The 16,490-nt window shown below is 64.1% G+C and carries 20 protein-coding genes and 1 pseudogene; 6 read left to right on the top strand and 15 right to left on the bottom strand.

The features are described 5' to 3' along the window. The first annotated feature begins 15 nt into the window (after positions 1-15). From tnpA to IM738_RS07890, 3 genes and pseudogenes are all read left to right on the top strand, one after another. Complete coding sequence (tnpA, locus tag IM738_RS07900; RefSeq protein ID WP_236965324.1) at positions 16-354, top strand: IS66-like element accessory protein TnpA; 339 nt, start codon at positions 16-18, stop codon at positions 352-354. Positions 355-413: 59 nt separating this feature from the next. Continuing rightward, positions 414-1,295: pseudogene (tnpC, locus tag IM738_RS07895) on the top strand (IS66 family transposase); the annotation flags it as partial. A gap of 21 nt (positions 1,296-1,316) precedes the next feature. After that, positions 1,317-1,544: a hypothetical protein gene (locus IM738_RS07890; protein WP_236965323.1), complete on the top strand. Its 228-nt coding sequence runs from the start codon at positions 1,317-1,319 to the stop codon at positions 1,542-1,544. 354 nt (positions 1,545-1,898) lie between these two features. On the opposite strand, the gene IM738_RS07885 is transcribed toward IM738_RS07890, so the two are convergent. The 4 genes from IM738_RS07885 to IM738_RS07870 are packed head-to-tail and all read right to left on the bottom strand — an operon-like array spanning position 1,899 to position 3,337. Further along, a complete protein-coding gene (locus IM738_RS07885; RefSeq protein ID WP_236965322.1) occupies positions 1,899-2,309 on the bottom strand; it encodes a nitrogen fixation protein NifQ in 411 nt (136 codons plus the stop codon). A gap of 10 nt (positions 2,310-2,319) precedes the next feature. Next, entirely contained in the window at positions 2,320-2,631 is a 312-nt protein-coding gene (gene fdxB, locus IM738_RS07880; protein WP_236965321.1) for a ferredoxin III, nif-specific, read from the bottom strand. A gap of 11 nt (positions 2,632-2,642) precedes the next feature. Next, complete coding sequence (locus IM738_RS07875; RefSeq protein ID WP_236965320.1) at positions 2,643-2,846, bottom strand: CCE_0567 family metalloprotein; 204 nt, start codon at positions 2,844-2,846, stop codon at positions 2,643-2,645. 2 nt (positions 2,847-2,848) lie between these two features. Next, positions 2,849-3,337, bottom strand: coding sequence for a NifX-associated nitrogen fixation protein (locus IM738_RS07870; RefSeq protein WP_236965319.1), 489 nt, complete (start codon positions 3,335-3,337; stop codon positions 2,849-2,851). Positions 3,338-3,756: 419 nt separating this feature from the next. On the opposite strand from IM738_RS07870, the gene IM738_RS07865 reads away from it, so the two are divergent. After that, positions 3,757-4,968 carry an IS110 family transposase gene (locus tag IM738_RS07865; RefSeq protein WP_236961226.1) on the top strand — a complete coding sequence of 404 codons (1,212 nt, stop codon included), beginning with the start codon at positions 3,757-3,759 and terminating at the stop codon, positions 4,966-4,968. An 11-nt stretch (positions 4,969-4,979) separates the two neighbouring features. On the opposite strand, the gene nifX is transcribed toward IM738_RS07865, so the two are convergent. The 11 genes from nifX to nifH form a co-directional block, all read right to left on the bottom strand. Next, a complete protein-coding gene (gene nifX / locus IM738_RS07860) occupies positions 4,980-5,390 on the bottom strand; it encodes a nitrogen fixation protein NifX (RefSeq protein WP_236965318.1) in 411 nt (136 codons plus the stop codon). Between the two features lie 14 nt (positions 5,391-5,404). Beyond that, complete coding sequence (nifN, locus tag IM738_RS07855; protein WP_236965317.1) at positions 5,405-6,805, bottom strand: nitrogenase iron-molybdenum cofactor biosynthesis protein NifN; 1,401 nt, start codon at positions 6,803-6,805, stop codon at positions 5,405-5,407. 21 nt (positions 6,806-6,826) lie between these two features. Then, the gene (gene nifE / locus IM738_RS07850; RefSeq protein ID WP_236965316.1) at positions 6,827-8,320 is read right to left on the bottom strand and encodes a nitrogenase iron-molybdenum cofactor biosynthesis protein NifE; all 1,494 of its coding nucleotides are present in this window, start codon (positions 8,318-8,320) and stop codon (positions 6,827-6,829) included. 144 nt (positions 8,321-8,464) lie between these two features. Then, on the bottom strand, positions 8,465-8,944 hold the full coding sequence (locus IM738_RS07845) for a ferritin-like domain-containing protein (protein WP_236965315.1): 480 nt from the start codon (positions 8,942-8,944) through the stop codon (positions 8,465-8,467). 15 nt (positions 8,945-8,959) lie between these two features. Continuing rightward, complete coding sequence (locus IM738_RS07840) at positions 8,960-9,304, bottom strand: hypothetical protein (protein WP_236965314.1); 345 nt, start codon at positions 9,302-9,304, stop codon at positions 8,960-8,962. 98 nt (positions 9,305-9,402) lie between these two features. Further along, positions 9,403-9,888 carry a hypothetical protein gene (locus IM738_RS07835; RefSeq protein ID WP_236965313.1) on the bottom strand — a complete coding sequence of 162 codons (486 nt, stop codon included), beginning with the start codon at positions 9,886-9,888 and terminating at the stop codon, positions 9,403-9,405. Positions 9,889-10,086: 198 nt separating this feature from the next. Further along, positions 10,087-10,461: a hypothetical protein gene (locus IM738_RS07830; RefSeq protein WP_236965312.1), complete on the bottom strand. Its 375-nt coding sequence runs from the start codon at positions 10,459-10,461 to the stop codon at positions 10,087-10,089. A 2-nt stretch (positions 10,462-10,463) separates the two neighbouring features. Then, complete coding sequence (locus IM738_RS07825) at positions 10,464-10,811, bottom strand: 2Fe-2S iron-sulfur cluster-binding protein (RefSeq protein WP_236965311.1); 348 nt, start codon at positions 10,809-10,811, stop codon at positions 10,464-10,466. Between the two features lie 149 nt (positions 10,812-10,960). Next, complete coding sequence (nifK, locus tag IM738_RS07820) at positions 10,961-12,520, bottom strand: nitrogenase molybdenum-iron protein subunit beta (RefSeq protein ID WP_236965310.1); 1,560 nt, start codon at positions 12,518-12,520, stop codon at positions 10,961-10,963. A gap of 69 nt (positions 12,521-12,589) precedes the next feature. Next, on the bottom strand, positions 12,590-14,053 hold the full coding sequence (gene nifD / locus IM738_RS07815; RefSeq protein ID WP_177138453.1) for a nitrogenase molybdenum-iron protein alpha chain: 1,464 nt from the start codon (positions 14,051-14,053) through the stop codon (positions 12,590-12,592). A gap of 85 nt (positions 14,054-14,138) precedes the next feature. After that, the gene (gene nifH / locus IM738_RS07810; RefSeq protein WP_236965309.1) at positions 14,139-15,035 is read right to left on the bottom strand and encodes a nitrogenase iron protein; all 897 of its coding nucleotides are present in this window, start codon (positions 15,033-15,035) and stop codon (positions 14,139-14,141) included. Between the two features lie 379 nt (positions 15,036-15,414). Here nifH and IM738_RS07805 point away from each other — a divergent pair, with 379 nt between their 5' ends. Together IM738_RS07805 and IM738_RS07800 are read left to right on the top strand one after the other, a co-directional pair. After that, positions 15,415-15,885 (top strand): group II truncated hemoglobin, encoded by a 471-nt coding sequence (locus IM738_RS07805; protein WP_236965308.1) that lies wholly within the window; start codon positions 15,415-15,417, stop codon positions 15,883-15,885. Next, on the top strand, positions 15,882-16,490 hold the full coding sequence (locus IM738_RS07800; RefSeq protein WP_236965307.1) for a hypothetical protein: 609 nt from the start codon (positions 15,882-15,884) through the stop codon (positions 16,488-16,490). Before IM738_RS07805 ends, IM738_RS07800 begins: the two co-directional genes overlap by 4 nt.

Below are 16,490 nucleotides of genomic sequence, written 5' to 3'. Positions count from 1 at the left end.
ATTTAGGTGGACACCATGAATGAAGCCAAGAAGAAGACCCGCCGGCGGTACGGCGCCGAGCTCAAGCAGCAGATCCTCGCTCAGTGCGCCGAGCCAGATGCATCGGTGGCCAGCATTGCTCTGTCCCACGGCATCAATGCCAACGTCGTGCACAAGTGGCGCCGCCAAACTGGTGTCCCGCTGCCGTCACTGCAGGCGCCCGCATTCGTTCCGGTGCCGCTGCCGCCGGCGGCGCACCCACCTGTGCCGGACATCCGAATCGAGCTGCGCCGTGGCGCCACCAGCGTCTCAGTGACCTGGCCCCTGGCGGCGGCCGAGCAGTGCGCCCTGTGGATGCGAGAGCTGCTCAAGTGATCCGGGTTGATAACCTGTGGCTGGCCACCGAGCCGCTGGACATGCGAGCTGGCACCGAGACGGCGCTGGCCCGTGTGGTGTCGGTCTCCTGTGGCGTGCAGTTGCTGCCGCTGGTGGATGCCATGAAGGCTGAGCTGCTGCAGCACCGCGTGCTGCATGCCGACGAGACGCCGGTGGCCATGCTCAAGCCCGGTAACGGCAAGACGCACCGGGCCTACCTCTGGGCCTACGCCACGGGCGCCTTCGAGAACACCAAGGTGGTCGTCTACGACTTCTGCGAATCACGCTCGGGGGAACACGCCCGGCGCTTCCTGGGTGACTGGAGAGGCAGCCTGACCTGTGACGACTTCAGCGGCTACAAAGCCTTGATCGCCAGTGGCGTGACCGAGGTCGGCTGCCTGGCTCACGCACGGCGCAAGTTCTTCGATCTGCACACAGCGAACCAGAGCCAGATCGCCCAGTTCGCACTGCAGCAGTTCGCGCAGGTCTACGAGATCGAGCGTGAGGTCAAAGAGCTCGGCGCTGAACAGCGCCAAGCCATCCGGCAACAACAGACAAAGCCGCTGCTCGATGCCTTGCACCAGTGGATGGTGCTGCAACGCCAGAAGGTGCCCGAGGGTTCAGCGAGCGCCAAGGCGCTGGACTACAGCCTGCGGCGTTGGGAAGCGTTGACCCAGTTCGTGGGGAATGGGCAATTGCCCGTGGACAACAACTGGATCGAGAACCAGATCCGGCCGATTGCCATTGGCCGCAACAACTGGCTGTTTGCCGGAAGCCTGCGCTCGGGCCAGCGGGCAGCAGCCGTGATGAGCCTGATCCAGTCGGCCCGCATGAACGGGCACGACCCCTACGCCTACCTGCGCGATGTGATGGCACGCCTGCCCATACAGCGCGCCAGCCAGATCGGCGAGTTGCTGCCGCACCGCTGGCAGCCAGCCTGACACGGCACACAATGTGCGGACATGAAGCACATTGAAGAACTGATTACCGATGGCGGAGAGGTAACGCTCGGGGCCCTCGCGCCATTCGACTGCGTCGCCAGCGCAGCCGATGGCAGCAACGCACTCGCGATGCTTGTTCGCCGGGACGGCGAAACACTGCCCGCTCTGCTCAAGCGTCTGGACAGGGCCATCGCAGCTCACTACGACGCCGGCAGCATTACCGACGAGGTCAATGCTGCAAACGACTGACTATCAGGCGCGTCAAGATGGGTTCACCGCGCGCTTACGTTTCTCGTGAGCCTGGGCCGAATCAGATGACAGCTGGGCAGGCTCGACATTCCCCTGCAATGACCTACGGATCAACCGGAGACTAATGGCTGCTTTGGTCGAACACGGCCGTTGGCTGCTCATGTCTGAGCGGCAGCAACCAGCCTGGAACGGGCATATATCTTGGTGCCAGTGAACCCTCGTTTCAGGCCAACATCAAAGTGCAACCCCCATCTCGCAAGACACCCTGAAAGCCCCGGAACACCCAAGTGTTCCGGGGCTTTTTTGTTTCCGGCCGTCCCGTAACGGTTCTTGCCGTCCCCCGGTGTGGCGCATTCACTGCTCAGCAGTGTCCTCATCTCCGAAACACAGGGTCTGATCGCTGCAGTCTGCGCAGGTGGGCGACTTGCAGATCAGGATCTCTTCTTTCACGCACAGTTGTCGATACAGAAACTTCTTCCACTTCATGTCATCGACATTGCACGCCGCCAGCGCCGGAAACCATCGCCTGATGAGCCAGCTCAACGCGTCGCGCGAGGGCAGTCCCATGTCTTGCCACAGATGAGCGTCCCCGAGGCTGGCGCAGGCGATCAGCCAGGCGATGTGGTGACGTTCGGCTTCGGGTCCGGTTGAAGGGTCCGCGTGTTCCATCAGCAACGTCATCAGGTCGTCGACTTCGTCCTTGCGCGAGCTCATGCGCCCCTCAAGCGCAGCCCAGTCCAGATGGGGTTCGACAGGCACCAGCATGGCGACCCCCTCAGACGTCCGCCGCGGCGTGCATGTAGCACTTCTTCGGGCAGATCTTCGAGCAGGCGGTGCAGCCGATGCACAGCTCCTGGTGCGCGATGGTCATGACCTTCTTTTCGTATTCCTCGTCGTCGTCATCGTCGTCGAGGTTCACCGAGATGCGCTCGCCTTCGTCGGTCAGGCCCACGAGTTCGAGCACGCCGCGCGGGCAGACCTTGAAGCAGCGGCCGCAGCCGATGCATTTGTCCTCGTCGAGCGAGGTCACGAAGGTCGGCGTCCAGGTGGCGCCGCTGGGCAAGGTGACGCTGAAATGTTCGCTCATGCCGTTCTCCTTCAAGTCGGCGTGGCCGCGGCCACCGCCTTGCGCAGGTCCATCAGCAGGGCGTGCGTGTCGTGGGCGCGTTGGGCCACCGAGAGGATGTTTTCCCAGCCCGTGGGCAGGTCTTCCGACAGGTCGTGCAAGTCCATCTTGGCCTGCGTGGCCTGGGCGTTGGCCTTCTTCAGGCGCGCCTTGAGTTCGTCTGCTTCGGTGCTCATGGTCATGCTCCGTATTGCGCCACGGCGGGAAATTCGCGGATCATCGCGACGGCTTCGGTGAGGAACTTGCTGCCGGCGTCGGACAACTTGGCCAGCGAAGAAAAACCGAAGCGGTGCACGTCGCGCAGCTGCTTGTTGACCACCACCAAGCGGCCGGCGATCAGCACCATGCGGCCAAAACCTTCGTGGCTCATCTTCATCATGGGCGAGACCATCTGGCCGGTCTCGCGTTCGATCGCGACCGCGATCGCGTTGTAGAAGATCTCCAGGTGCCACAGGGTCTCGGGGTCCGGGTCGCCCAGGATGGGCAAGGCGCGGCGCTCTTCCACGGTGTGGATGAAGGGCTTGAGCAACTGCAGGTCGGTCTTGCCATCCCAGCTGCCGTGCGTGTCCTGCGCGCGCATCTGCTTGATCAGCTGCTGCACGAAAGGCGTGGTGAGAAAAGCTTCGTCGCTTTCGGGCGCGAGTTCGGGGGTGGCGGTGGCGTTCATTGAAGTACCTTCGCCCTGCGGGCTGCGGTGCGAGCTTGCTTGGGAACGGCCCGGCGCGGCGCTCACTGGACTACCCTCTCTTCCCCGTTGGATGAAAGGCGGTGCAGGGTTGTCCACGGTGGCGGTTGGTCGGCGCTTGCGACGAACCGACCGAGCGCCGCGGTGGGCAACCCGTGTTTGACGTGTTGCCGTGTCCAGGCGGATCGTTCGAATTGACTTCCGTGCCCTTGCAGTGACTGCCTGCGGCGCTCGCCGTACGACGGCCCGCATGAGACCCGCAGCCTGCAAGGTGCCGGAAGACCCAGACGGGCTACAGGGTGTTGCGCCGCACTGACCTCAGGGTGTGAGCGCCGATCAGTGAGCGTCCCGCGTGGGCTTCCGGCACGGCCAGTCATACCGCAACTTGCAGGAGTTTGTCTATGAATTCCATCTTCGCCGGGCTGGATTGGGCCAGCCAAACCCACGCCGTGTGCGTCATCGACGAGCGCGGCGCCGTTTGCAAGCAGTGGGAGGTCGCGCACGATGCCGACGGCTTGCGTGAACTCTTGCGCCAGCTGCGCGCCTTGCACGTGCTGCGCATCGCCATCGAGCGTCCCTCCGGGCTGCTGGTCGACGCCTTGGTGGAGGCCGGCTTCGAAGTCGTGCCCATCCACCCCAACGCCGTCAAGGCCAGCCGGCCGCGCTACCGCAGCCACGGCGGCAAGTCCGACGCCTCTGACGCCTACTTGCTGGCCGACCTGCTGCGCACCGACGGCCACCGCTTCAAACCGCTGGCCGCGCAGTCCGACGAGATCCGCGCGTTGCGTGCCTTGGTGCGCGGCCGTGATGACCTGGTGGCCACCCGCGTGCAACTGGCCAACCAACTGCGCGCCCTGCTGGAGTCGTACTGGGCCGGTGCCGCCGAGATCTTCGCCGATGTGGACTCGCCCATCGCGCTGGCCTTCATCCAGCGCTACCCGACGCCAGAGGTGGCCAGCCGGCTTGGCCCCAAGCGCATGGCCGCCTTCTGCTCCCAGCACGCCTACTGCGGCCGGCGCAGCGCCGAGGAATTGCTGCAACGGCTCAGGCAGGCCCCAGCCGTTGGCTTGGGCGAGCTGGAGATGGACGCCAAGGGCGAACTCGTCTGCAGTCTGGCGCGCACCCTGAGCACACTGGTCGATCAAATCCGGCTGCTGTCGGGCCGCATCGAGCACCAGGTGGGCGCCAGCGACGATGGCCGCATCCTCATGAGCTTCCCGCGCGCCGGGCGCATCTGTGCCGCACAGATTCTGGCCGAGCTGGGCAGCGTGCGTGAGCGCTTCGACTCCGACGAACACCTGGCCGCCGAGGCCGGCGTCGCACCGGTCACCTACGCCTCGGGCAAGCACAAGGCCGTGACCTTCCGCTGGGCCTGCAATCACCGGCTGCGCCGTGCCCTGACCACCTTGGCCGACAACTCCCGCCATGCCAGCGCATGGGCCGCCGACGTCTATGCGAACGCGCGTGGCCGAGGCTGCGACCACCCTCACGCCATCCGCATCCTCAGCCGCGCCTGGTTGCGTGTCATCTGGCGCGCCTGGATCGACCGCAAACCTTACGACCCCGCCGTCCACGGCGGGCTTCAAACCATGCTCAAAATGGCGGGGGGTTGACACAGGGTGTCTCATGGGGTGACCTCGTCGTCTTCAAAATCGAATGCGCGTTCGCTGTCCTTGGCCATGGCCTTGCGCAGCCAGGGCGGTGGCGTGCCTTGCAGCACGATCTGCAGCTTGTCCAGGATCTCTGCGATGTTTTCGGGTTGCGGCACCTTGATCGGGTGGATTTTCATGGCCACGACACGCGCCGCGCCCGAGCCGCCGATGGCGGCCACGTAGAGGATCGCGCAGTCCTTGATGGCTTCGAGCTTTGGGGCGAGCTTGTCCTCGTCGCCGTCTTCTTCGAGCTTGTCGCCGAACTCGAAGCTCTCGACAAACTGGTGGCCAGCGGCCCCGATCTCGTAGACAACAATGCTCTTGGCCCAGCCGAAGTGCGCGTCCACGCGCTCCTTGTCCTGGGTGGCGAAGGCGATTTTCATGGTGGACTCCTGGGTCAGGCGCTGGCCGCGGCCAGTGGGGTTGATGGGAGGGGGTCGTTGCGTTGGTCCAAGCGCTTGGTTGCCAACTGCGCTTCAGGCGTGATCGGCCAGTCGCCCGCGTGGTGGTGGGCGATGCGTTCGATCATCAGGTTGGCGATTTCAAAGATCAGGTTCATGCTGCCGCGGTAGCCCACGCTCACCTTGTGCGCGTTGCCGACGCGGTCAAACACCGGAAAGCCCACGCGCAGCAGCGGCTTGTTCAAGCGTTCGGCGGCCTGGCGGCCGTGCGAATGTGTGACCAGCAGGTCGCAGTCCTTGCCCGCGATCTCCAGGTCTTCGAGGTCACCGAGCAGCACCTGATCGGCCGGCAGCAGCGCATGGGCCTTGGACTGCGTGGTGCTGATGCAGCAGGTCAGCTCGGCCCCCATCTCGTGCAGCAAGCCGCCCAGGGCCAGCATCAGGTCGGGCTCGGCAGCGATGGCGACCTTCATGCCACCGGTGTAGAAATGGCCGTCGAGCATGGCGTCGAGCAGCTGGCTGCGCTGGCGCCGGTACTTGGCCGGCACGGGCTTGCCCGAAAGCAACGAGAGGCGCTGCAGGAAACGGTCGTTGCAGGCCAGACCGGTCAGGCGCTCGAAGATCTCCAGCGGCGTGCCGGCGATGGTCTCCAGCGCCTCGGCGCCTTCGCGCGTCTGCTCGCCGATGCCCAGCGTGAAGGCCGAGGCGCCAGCGCTTCGGATCTGCTCCAGCGTCGTGCCACCCAGGGTGGTGCCGCGCCAGTCGGTCGCGATGTGGCCGTCGAGCGAGCCCGAGATGTCGGGCAACACGATGGGATTCAGGCCAAAGGCCTGGATGATCTCGCGCAGCTCGTCGATGTCGCTCGGCGTGAGGTGGCTGCCGGGCAGCAGCGTGACCTGGTGTGCCACCACCGGCAGCGGCTTGACCTGCGATTTCACGATGGCGGTGATGGCGTGTTTGAAGCCGTCTTCAAACGCGCCCACGTAGTCGGGCGTGGACACGTAAATGATTTCGGTGTCGGCCAGCTCGGGGTGGCGCTGGCGCGCGGTGACCAGGTAACCGTCGACGTCGTCGCCCTTGGTCTCGGTGAGGCCGGTGGAGCAGATCGCGATCACTTTGGGCGCGGCGCGCTTGCGGATGTTGAGCAGCGCCGCCTCGATGTTCTCGTAGCCGCCGAGGATGGCGGTGACCTCGTTCATGGCCGTGGTCTGCAGCGGGATCGCTTCCTTGAAGTGGCGCACCAGCAGCACCAGACCGAACGAGGTGCAACCCTGTGACCCGTGCATCACCGGCATGCAGGCGTCCAGCCCCAGGAACGCAAAGCTCGCGCCCAGCGGCTGGCTCATCTTGAGCGGGTTGACGGTGCAGGCTTTTTTGGATTCGACGACGCGGGCCATGGTGGTTTCCTGTGGGTTGCGTCAGGCGGGGATTTCTTCGGGCTCCAGGCCCATGGCCTTGGCCGCGATGCCGCTCAGGTGATCGGTCGTGACGGTCGGCGTCACGGCGCCCAGGCTCTCGCCGTCGTCACCCCAGGGCGCGGGGATGCGCACCTGCTGCCACACCGGGTTGAAGATCGCGCGGTGAATTTCGTGCACCAGCTCGACCATGCCCTCGTAGCCGCCGTAGGGGTGGTGGCGTTCCTGGTTGATGTCGAGCCAGGGCATGCGCGCCTTGAGCGCCACGAACTGCGAGCGGCCACCGCTGAGCATGATGTCGGCGCGCGCTTCCTTGAGCATCGCGTACATCTCGCGCGGCGTCATGTCGTCGATCATGTGGGCGTCGGCACCCTCCCCCATGATCTCCTTGATCTTTTCCTTGTCTTCCTTGGTGCTCTTCTTGACGCTGGTGCCGACGATCTCCATGCCGCCTTCCTGCAGCGCCGCCACCACCGACCAGGACTTCACACCGCCCGTGATCAGCAGCACGCGCTTGCCTTGCAGGCGCTGCTTGTATTCGGCGATGCGCTTGTAGGCTCGCGCTTCTTCCACCTCGATCAGGCGCTCGGTGCGTTCGATGAGTTCGGCATCGGCGCCCTGCTTCACCAGCAGGCTGGCGATCTGGCGCAGGGTCTCGCTCATGTCGCTGATGCCGTAGAACGAACCTTCGAAATACGGGATGCCGTAGCGCTGCTCCATCTTGGTCGCGATGTTGATCATCGACTTGGAGCACACCATCATGTTGACCTTGGCGCGGTGGGCGCTGGCGATCTGTTTGTAGCGGCCGTCGCCCGAGATGCACGAGAGGATGCGGATGCCCAGCGCGTCGAGCAGCGGCTTGACCTGCCACAGCTCGCCCACCAGGTTGTACTCGCCGATGATGTTGATGTCGTAGGGCGTGGTGAACTCCGGCTCGACGGTGCCGATGACGTAGTCGAGGATGGCCTCGGCGCCGAGCTTGTTGCCCAGGTTCTTGGGGCCGGCGAAGCCGGGCGCGTTGACCGGGATCACCGGCTTGCCGAACTTCTCGGCGGCGCGCTTGCACACGGCTTCGATGTCGTCACCGGTCAGCGCGGTCACGCAGGTCTGGTAGACGAAGACCGCGGGCGGGTCGTACTTTTCAATGATTTCGCGGATGGACTTGAACAGCCGCTTTTCACCGCCGTAGATCACGTCGAGCTCGTTGATGTCGGTGGTGAAGCCGCTGCGGTAGATGGTGGAGCCCGACGAGGCGCTGTGCCGGTTGTCCCAGGAGTTGCCTTCGCAGGCGATGGGGCCGTGCACGAGGTGGGCCACGTCGACCACCGGCTGCAGCGCGATCTTGGCGCCGTCGAAGGCGCAGCCACCGGCCGCGGCGCCGGGCGAGAGCTGCTTGGTGCAGCCCTTCTTGCGTTCCTTCTCGCTCTTGCCCTGGTTGATGTCGCAGCCGGGCTCCTCGAACACTTCAGCGATCTTGGCCTTGAGCGATACAGACATGGCGGACTCCAGACGGTGCAGAGGGTGGGTTGTGAGCCTCTTTGCAAGTTGGGTGCCAGGCCTTTTTCACCCTTTTCAGGTCGTTTTGCTCAGCGCAATGGCGGGTTTGAAGGGAATGTCGCGGGCGCTTTGCGACAGTGGTTCCTACCGACCCAGCGGCAGCTTCTCACCCGTGCGGTGCAAGGCAATCCAGCGCTCGAGTTCGGCCACGTGCTGCGCTTCCTCTTCCACAAACTCTTTCGCCAGCACCTTGATCTCGTGGTCGGTCGTGGTCTGCAGCACGTTGTCGTAAAACGCCAGGCCGGCGCTCTCGGCGTCGAGTGCCACCTGCAAGGCCTGCTCGATGCCGATGAAGGGGTCGGCGGCCCAGATGGCGGCGGCCTCGGGGCTTTCGATGTCGGGCCACTGGTAGTCGGCCTCGGCCAGCGTGGGCAGGTTGCGGTAACCGGCGCGCTCGCGCGCGTCGCCCAGGTGCAGCAGCGAGTAGTCGGCCAGCTGGCGGAACAGCTGGGCCACCTCGGTGTTGCCGGCCGTGCGCATGGCGTCGGCGAGCTGGCCGAAGCGCAGCGCGGCTTCGTTCTCCAGCTGGATGGTGTGGGCCAGAAATTCTTCTACGGATTCCATGATGTGTTCCTTCGGTCAAAAACCCAATTCAAACCAGACCGGCTCTTTGTGGCGCAGCTGGGCGATCAGTTCCAGGGTGGCCGGCACCAGGGCGTGGATGCCGTACCAGACTTCTTCGCGCCGTGGCTGGCCGTCGCTCTCCAGCAGGTCCTGCAGGCGGGCCCAGCCGTGCCAGTCGAGCTGAACCAGGCGCAGGCGCAGCGGCTCCGGCCAGTGCGCCAGCGTCTGCGCCATGCGCAGCAGATGCATCTCCACACAGGCCAGGGTGTTGGCGCTGGCGAACAGCTCGTCCTCGCCCTGCAGTTCAGCGAGCAGGCGCGCCATGACCTCGCCGCTGTTCTGCAGGATCAGGTATTGCATGCGGGCGATCATGGTGTGTGCAAGGAGAAAACCAGGGGTCTGGCAACAAGATGGAGAAGGTGGTTTCGGTGCACCCCGGCTTCACGGCCACGCGTCAGTCAGTTGTCGTCGGCCAGCACTTCCAGCGCCACCAGCTGTTCGTACAGCGCGCGCCGCGCGTGCCAGTGGTTTTTGCCGGCAATGCGCGGGTCGGCGCCTTCAAACGCGCCGATGGCGTCGCGGTCGCCGCGGTAGACGCAGGTGAGCCCGCCGCGTGCGGCCAGCGCGGCTTCGAACGCCGCGGCCTCGCTCACCGGCTCGGCGCTCAGCACGCCGCTGCCGAGCAGGTGGTCGGCGCGGTACAGGGCCGCGTCCCAGCCGTGGCTGTCGCCGAGCGCACAGATGGCCGGGTAGCGCTCGCGCGCGGTCGCGTCCACCGATTCGTGGCCGATGTCGCTGAGCAGTTCGCGCGCGCTCAGCGTGTCAAAAATTTCCCAGGGCTGCAGCGGATCGCCAGCCTCGACCTTGCGGGCGAAGTCGGCCTCGTCGTAGGCGAACCAGGCGCGCGGGGCGGCTTGTTCGGGCATTTCCACCACATAGATCATGGTCTTCTCCGTGGGCTGTGGGGGATCAGGGCCAGCTTCGTGTGCGCCCCGTTTTCAACGGGGTCTGTTCGTCCCGAGCGCCGTGGGCCCCGATGCCGTTCGCCCTGAGCTTGTCGAAGGGTTCTTCGTGCCGGTACCGCGCAAGGCTTCGACAAGCTCAGCCCGAACGGAGTTTGTGGCATCGAACGCACAGCGGTCTCACTCAACACCCTCGGAGGCCGTTTTCGCCCAGACGGCTTTTCGCAAGCGCTGCGTGATGCCAGCCGGGCTGGCATCGAACTGCCGCTGGGCAATCGACAAAGCGCCCTGAGCCACGGCCGCCTCAGGCAGGGTCAGGGGCAGGCGACCCGCCACATGGGTGGCACCTGGCACCGTCTTGGCAATCGCCTGGCGGTTCGGGTGCTCGTCCATGGCGATCAGGTTGTCGGCCTCGCGCACACCACCAAGACACACCCAGCCGTCGATCACCTCGACCTTGCGGCCGTCCTGCGTGGTCTTGATGTAGACCGCCTCAAGGGCCGTGCTGCCCGATCCATCGGGCGCCGGTGTTGTGGGGGTGGCGGGCGTGTTCATGGTCAGAACTTCACGACGATGTCTTCGTTGCGCACGATGAACTGGCAGGCCAGGCGCCACGGCGGCGGCAGGTCCTTGGTCTCGGCGTCGGCGATCTGCTGCGCCGTGATCTTGCCGGCCAGCTTCAACACGGTCTTCTCTTTTTCGGTCAGCGCCACGCCGTGCGGCGTGTTGCCCGACAGCACGGTCACCTGCAACTGGCAGGAGCCGCATTCACCGTTCTCGCACTCGAAATCCAGCGGAATGTTGTTGGCTTTCGCCACAGAGAGCAAGGTCTTGGTGTCACCCGCGATGGCATAGACCGTGAGGTCCTTCTTCATGCGCGGAGAACTGAATGTCACGTTGGCCATAGGGCACCTCTAGAAAGATAAAAACGCCGACCGAGACAGCACCAGACAAGCGAAGGGAAGCTCACCCAGGCCGCCGCGGAACGGGCTTCGCCCGGCCGCCAGCGGCGCCCCCTGGGGGGTGACGCCGAAGGCGGCGCGGGGGGACTCATTCACCGAATGATGTCGTAGCTGTAGTCCGTCTTGCCCGGAACAATCGTGTTCGCATCCAGGGCCTCAAAGAATTCGTCGAGCAGGGTGACCAGCACGCGCATGCCGCCGTCGTAACCCCAGGTGGGGAAACGGTGGTAGTGGTGGCGATCGAAGATCGGGAACACCATGCGCACCAGCGGGGTCTTGGTGTCGCGCTCCAGGTACTTGCCGTAGGTGTTGCCGATCAGGAAGTCGACCGGTTCCGTGAACAGCAGCGAACGCAGGTGCCACAGGTCGCGCTTGGGGTAGACCTTGCAGCCGGCGCCGTAAGGCGACGAGTCGAACAGCTCCTGCACCTTCTTGGCCCAGGTTTCGGTGCCGTTGGTGGCCAGCACGTGCGAGGGTTCGGCACCGAGTTCCAGCAGGAACTGGGCGTAACCAAGCATCTGGTCCGGGTCGCCGTAGAGGGCGTAGCGCTTGCCGTGCAGGTGGGCCTGGCTGTCGGCCATGGCGTCCACCAGTTCGCCGCGTTCCTTTTCCAGCTCGGCCGGGATCGGTTTGCCGGTCAGGCGCGAGATTTCCATCAGGAACTGGTCTGTGCCTGCCACACCGATGGGGGCGTTCAGCGTGATCACTTCCTGGCCGTGTTCGGCGATGAACTTGCTGGTCTTCTCGCAGCAGAATTCCTGGAACACTATTGTTGCCTTGGCGTGCAGGGCTGCAACCACTTCTTCTTTCGAGGTGCCACCGGCGTACATGCGGAACTCGCCGTCGGTGGGCGTGTTCCAGTTGCCGGACGGGTCGCAGATGATGTTCACCTGCACACCAAAAAGATCGAAGATGCGGCGGATTTCCTTCATGTTGCCGACGACGTAACCGTCGAAGCCACCGATGAAGTTGATGCTGTCGTTGGGCACGCGCACCAGGGGTTCGGTGGTCTTGGCCTTGCCGTCCCAGAAGTGGCGCAGGATGCCCAGCAGCGCGTTGTCGTAGCCGGTGATGTGGCTGCCGACGAAGGCCGGGGTGTGGGCGAACGGCACGTCGAACTCGTCGGGCACGCTGCCTTTTTGCTTGCTGGTCTTGATGAAGGCGTCCACGTCGTCACCGATCACTTCGGCCATGCAGGTGGTGGACACCGCGATCATGTCGGGCTTGTACAGGCTGTAGGCGTTGGCCAGGCCGTCGACCATGTTGTTCAGGCCACCGAACACCGCCGCGTCTTCCGTCATCGAAGAGCTCACGCAGGACGTGGGTTCCTTGAAGTGGCGGCTGAAGTGCGAGCGGTAGTAGGCCACGCAGCCCTGGCTGCCGTGCACGAAGCTCAGCGTCTTCTGGAAGCCGTTGGCGACGTACACGGCGCCCAGCGGCTGGCAGGCCTTGGCCGGGTTCACCGACAGCGAATCGCGGGCGAAGTTCTTCTGCTTGTAGTCTTCGGTCTTGGTCCACTCGACGATCTGCTTGACGGTGTCGTCGCTGTGGTTGAACTCGAATTCCGCTTTCTTGGTGCGGAAGATGTCCTGGTACTCGGGCTCACGGAACAGCAGTTCGTGGTCGAGGATCTTGTCGGCTGATTGGGGCATGGTGCTCTCCAGAGGATGTTGAGAATTCAAGGAGCGGGCGACCGGCACAAGCCAGGCCGCCCACGGTCTTTAGGCTGCTTTTTTCCAGGGGGCTTTTGTGAGACCCCAGATCGGAGAGCTGATCGCCATGTCCATGTCGCGGGCGAAGATGGCGAAGCCGTCGTAGCCGTGGTAGGGGCCGGAGTAGTCCCAGCTGTGCATCTGGCGGAACGGCACGCCCATCTTCTGGAACACGTACTTTTCCTTGATGCCCGAGCCGACCAGGTCGGGCTGCACCTGCTCGACGAACTTCTCGAACTCGTAGCCGGTCACGTCGTCATAGATCAGCGTGCCGTCTTTGACGTAGTGCGTGGTGCGCTGGTAGTCGTCGCCGTGGCCGAATTCGTAGCCGGTGCCGACCACGTCCATGCCCAGGTCTTCGTAGGCGCCGATCACGTGGCGCGGACGCAGACCGCCCACGAACAACATGACCTTCTTGCCCTGCAGACGCGGCTTGAACTTGTCGATCACGGCCTGCATCAGCGGCTTGTACTTGGCGATGACCTCTTCGGCCTTGGCCTTGATGCTGTCGTCGAAGTGGCTGGCGATCTCACGCAGGCTCTTCTCGATCATGGTCGGGCCGAAGAAGTTGTATTCCACCCATGGAATGCCGTACTTCTCTTCCATGTGGCGGCTGATGTAGTTCATCGAGCGGTAGCAGTGCAGCACGTTGAGCTTGGCCTTGGGCGTGTTCTCGATCTCGGCGATGGTGCCGTCGCCGGACCACTGGGAGATCACGCGCAGACCCATTTCTTCGAGCAGGATGCGGCTGGACCAGGCGTCGCCACCGATGTTGTAGTCGCCAATGATGGCCACGTCGTAGGGCGTGGAGACGAACTCGGGGCGCTTGTTCGGGTCGGTGCGGTCGAACACCCAGTCGCGGATCGCGTCGTTGGCCAGGTGGTGGCCGAGCGACTGGCTCACGCCACGGAAACCTTCGCAGCGCACGGGCACGATGGTCTTGCCTTCGTACTCTTTGCTCTTCTTCTTGGAGACGGCTTCGATGTCGTCTCCAATCAGGCCGATCGGGCACTCCGACTGGATCGAGATGCCCTTGTTGAGGGGGAACAGCTCCTGGATCTCGTCGATGATCTTGTCCAGTTTCTTGTCACCACCGAACACGATGTCCTTTTCCTGGAAATCGCTGGTGAACTGCATCGTGACAAAGGTGTCGATGCCGGTGGTGCCGATGTAGTAGTTGCGGCGGGCGGCCCAGGAGTACTGGCCACAACCCACAGGACCGTGGCTGATGTGGATCATGTCCTTGATGGGGCCCCACACCACGCCCTTGGAACCGGCGTAGGCACAACCGCGGATGGTCATGACGCCCGGCAGGGACTTGATGTTGGACTTGACGCCGCAGTCCGGCTTGCCTTCTTCGAACGAGCCCAGGTGCTTCGCCCTGCGCTTGGCCATCTTTTCGGGATAGGCCTTCAGCACTTCATCGATCAAGGCTTTGTTCGTGGCCTTGCGGTCTTCAACTGTGGCAGTCATGGGTAACTCCAATGGATGTTTGGTTTTGCTTGAGAGTCAAGACCGACCCGCCGGCACACGCCAGGCGGATCGGACTTGTGGCCATTTAGGCTGCGGCGGCCAGGGCGGCAGCGGCCGCAGCGGCCTTGCCGACTTCGGACTCGTCGACCGCTTGCATGATCCCGAACTCCATCAGCATGTCTTCCAGCTGGTCCATCGTGATGGGGGTGGGGATGGTGCCGTTGCCGGCGTTGTTGTGGATCTTCGAAGCCAGGGTGCGGTACTCGGCGGCCTGCTTGGAGTCAGGGGCGTACTCGATCACGGTCATGCGGCGCAGCTCGGCGTGTTGCACGATGTTGTCGCGCGGCACGAAGTGGATCAGCTTGCTGCCCAGCATGCCGGCGAGGGCTTCGGCCAGTTCCAGTTCCTTGTCGGTCTGGCGCTCGTTGCAGACCAGGCCACCCAGGCGCACACCACCCGAGTTGGCGTACTTCAGGATGCCCTTGGAGATGTTGTTGGCCGCGTACATGGCCATCATCTCGCCCGACATCACGATGTAGATTTCCTGCGCCTTGTTTTCGCGGATGGGCATGGCGAAGCCGCCGCACACCACGTCACCCAGCACGTCGTAGGACACGTAGTCCACGCCATCGTAGGCGCCGTTTTCTTCCAGGAAGTTGATCGAGGTGATCACGCCGCGGCCAGCGCAGCCGACGCCTGGCTCAGGGCCACCGGACTCGACGCAGCGGATGTCCTTGTAGCCGATCTTCATCACGTCTTCGAGCTCCAGGTCCTCCACCGAACCGGCTTCAGCGGCCAGCGAGAGGATGGTGTCCTGGGCCTTGGCGTGCAGGATCAGGCGGGTCGAGTCGGCCTTGGGGTCGCAGCCGACGATCAGGATTTTCTGGCCGAGGTCGGACAGAGCAGCCAGGGTGTTCTGGGAAGTGGTCGATTTACCGATGCCGCCTTTACCGTAAAAGGCGATTTGCCGAAGTTTGGCCATTGCAGTACTCCATTCAGGAAAGTTAAAGAACCTAAGCAAGCGTTGCCGCGACTTTGGGTCAGCCTTCCGTGCCTGTTGGTCTTATTGCTCTAGGTTCACGTCGGCCGGACTGGTGTCCGCGCAGCCTCCTCTCTGCAGCTTCCGTGCCATGTGTTTTGGCCCCTGTTTTGTCGCTCTTGAAACAGGGCCTCTACAGAGGGAAAAGTGCACTTTTTGAGGCTCGCGATGGGCCCCGTCCGGGCTTTGTCCTGTTCCCGACAAAACGGCGAAATCCGTCGCACACCCATCGCGTCAACGGGTCGCTTCGGCGGCTTTGTGTCGCGTTTGGTGGCCGCCGCGCGGCAAATGCGCCTGGTACGTTGATTGCTGTTGGAGAGGCATGAACCTGCCCCTCGCGCCCACCACCACACAGTTGGCACCGCCCTCGCACTTCGAGGCGATCGGTGGCCAGGCGGCGGTGGACCGCCTGGTCAACGCCTTCTACAGCCAGATGGACAGCCGGCCCGATGCCACCGGCATCCGCGCCATGCACGAGCCTGACCTCGGCCACACGAAAGCCGTGCTGCGGCTGTACCTGGCCGAGTGGCTGGGCGGCCCCAAGGACTACACGGCGCAGCGCGGCCACCCGCGCCTGCGCATGCGCCACGCGGCCTTTCCCATCGGCGTGCCCCAGCGCGATGCCTGGCTCGCCTGCATGGCCGCGGCCATGCAGCAGACCGGCGTGCCCCCGGACCTGCACAGCGTGCTGATGGCGGCCTTCTTCAAGACCGCCGACTGGATGCGCAACACCCCCAATCCCCCGGCACAACCTGCCATCAACCCTGCCACCAACCCGAAGGAAGCTCCATGACCGCCACCCTGGCCACCCAAGAGATCGACGACACGGCGTTTGCCCGCCTGGACAGCGAGGGCCGTCTGCTCAACCCCTTGCTCAAGGGCAGCACCAACAAGTACGGCCGGGTCGGCTTTCGCGGTGAGCTCGCGCTGCGCTTCGCGCCCAAGCTGGCCGACGAGGCCCGCCCGCCCGAGTTGCTCTGCGGCCAGACCATGGCGGTGGGCGCCGTGGGCGAAAGAACCCTCTCGTTCTTCGCCGGCTACCTGCTGAGCTTCGAGTACCTGAAGGACGTGGCCGAGGTGCTGGGCGACACGCTGAGCGCGGGCGGCAAGTACTTCCTGTTCTGCAACAACATCGACCTCTCGAAGAAGTACCAGGTGCCGTACAAGGGCGCGATGTTCTATGTGCTGCCCATCGACGAAGCCACGGTCTACAACGAGCTGCTCGACCTGTTCTACCTGGAAAAGAACGACCTGAAGAAGAAGGACACCGCAGGCAAGCTCGACGCCATCGCCGACGCCGCGCTGAAGTTCGACGTCACTTTCGACACCATCACCTACGCCGAAGGTTTGACCCTGATGGGACCCGTGCGGAATCCGAACGAAAACCGCCCCGTCTGA

The organism is Hydrogenophaga sp. SL48 (assembly GCF_021729865.1).
Lineage (GTDB): Bacteria > Pseudomonadota > Gammaproteobacteria > Burkholderiales > Burkholderiaceae_C > Hydrogenophaga.
This window is presented reverse-complemented; position numbering and strand designations above follow the sequence as displayed.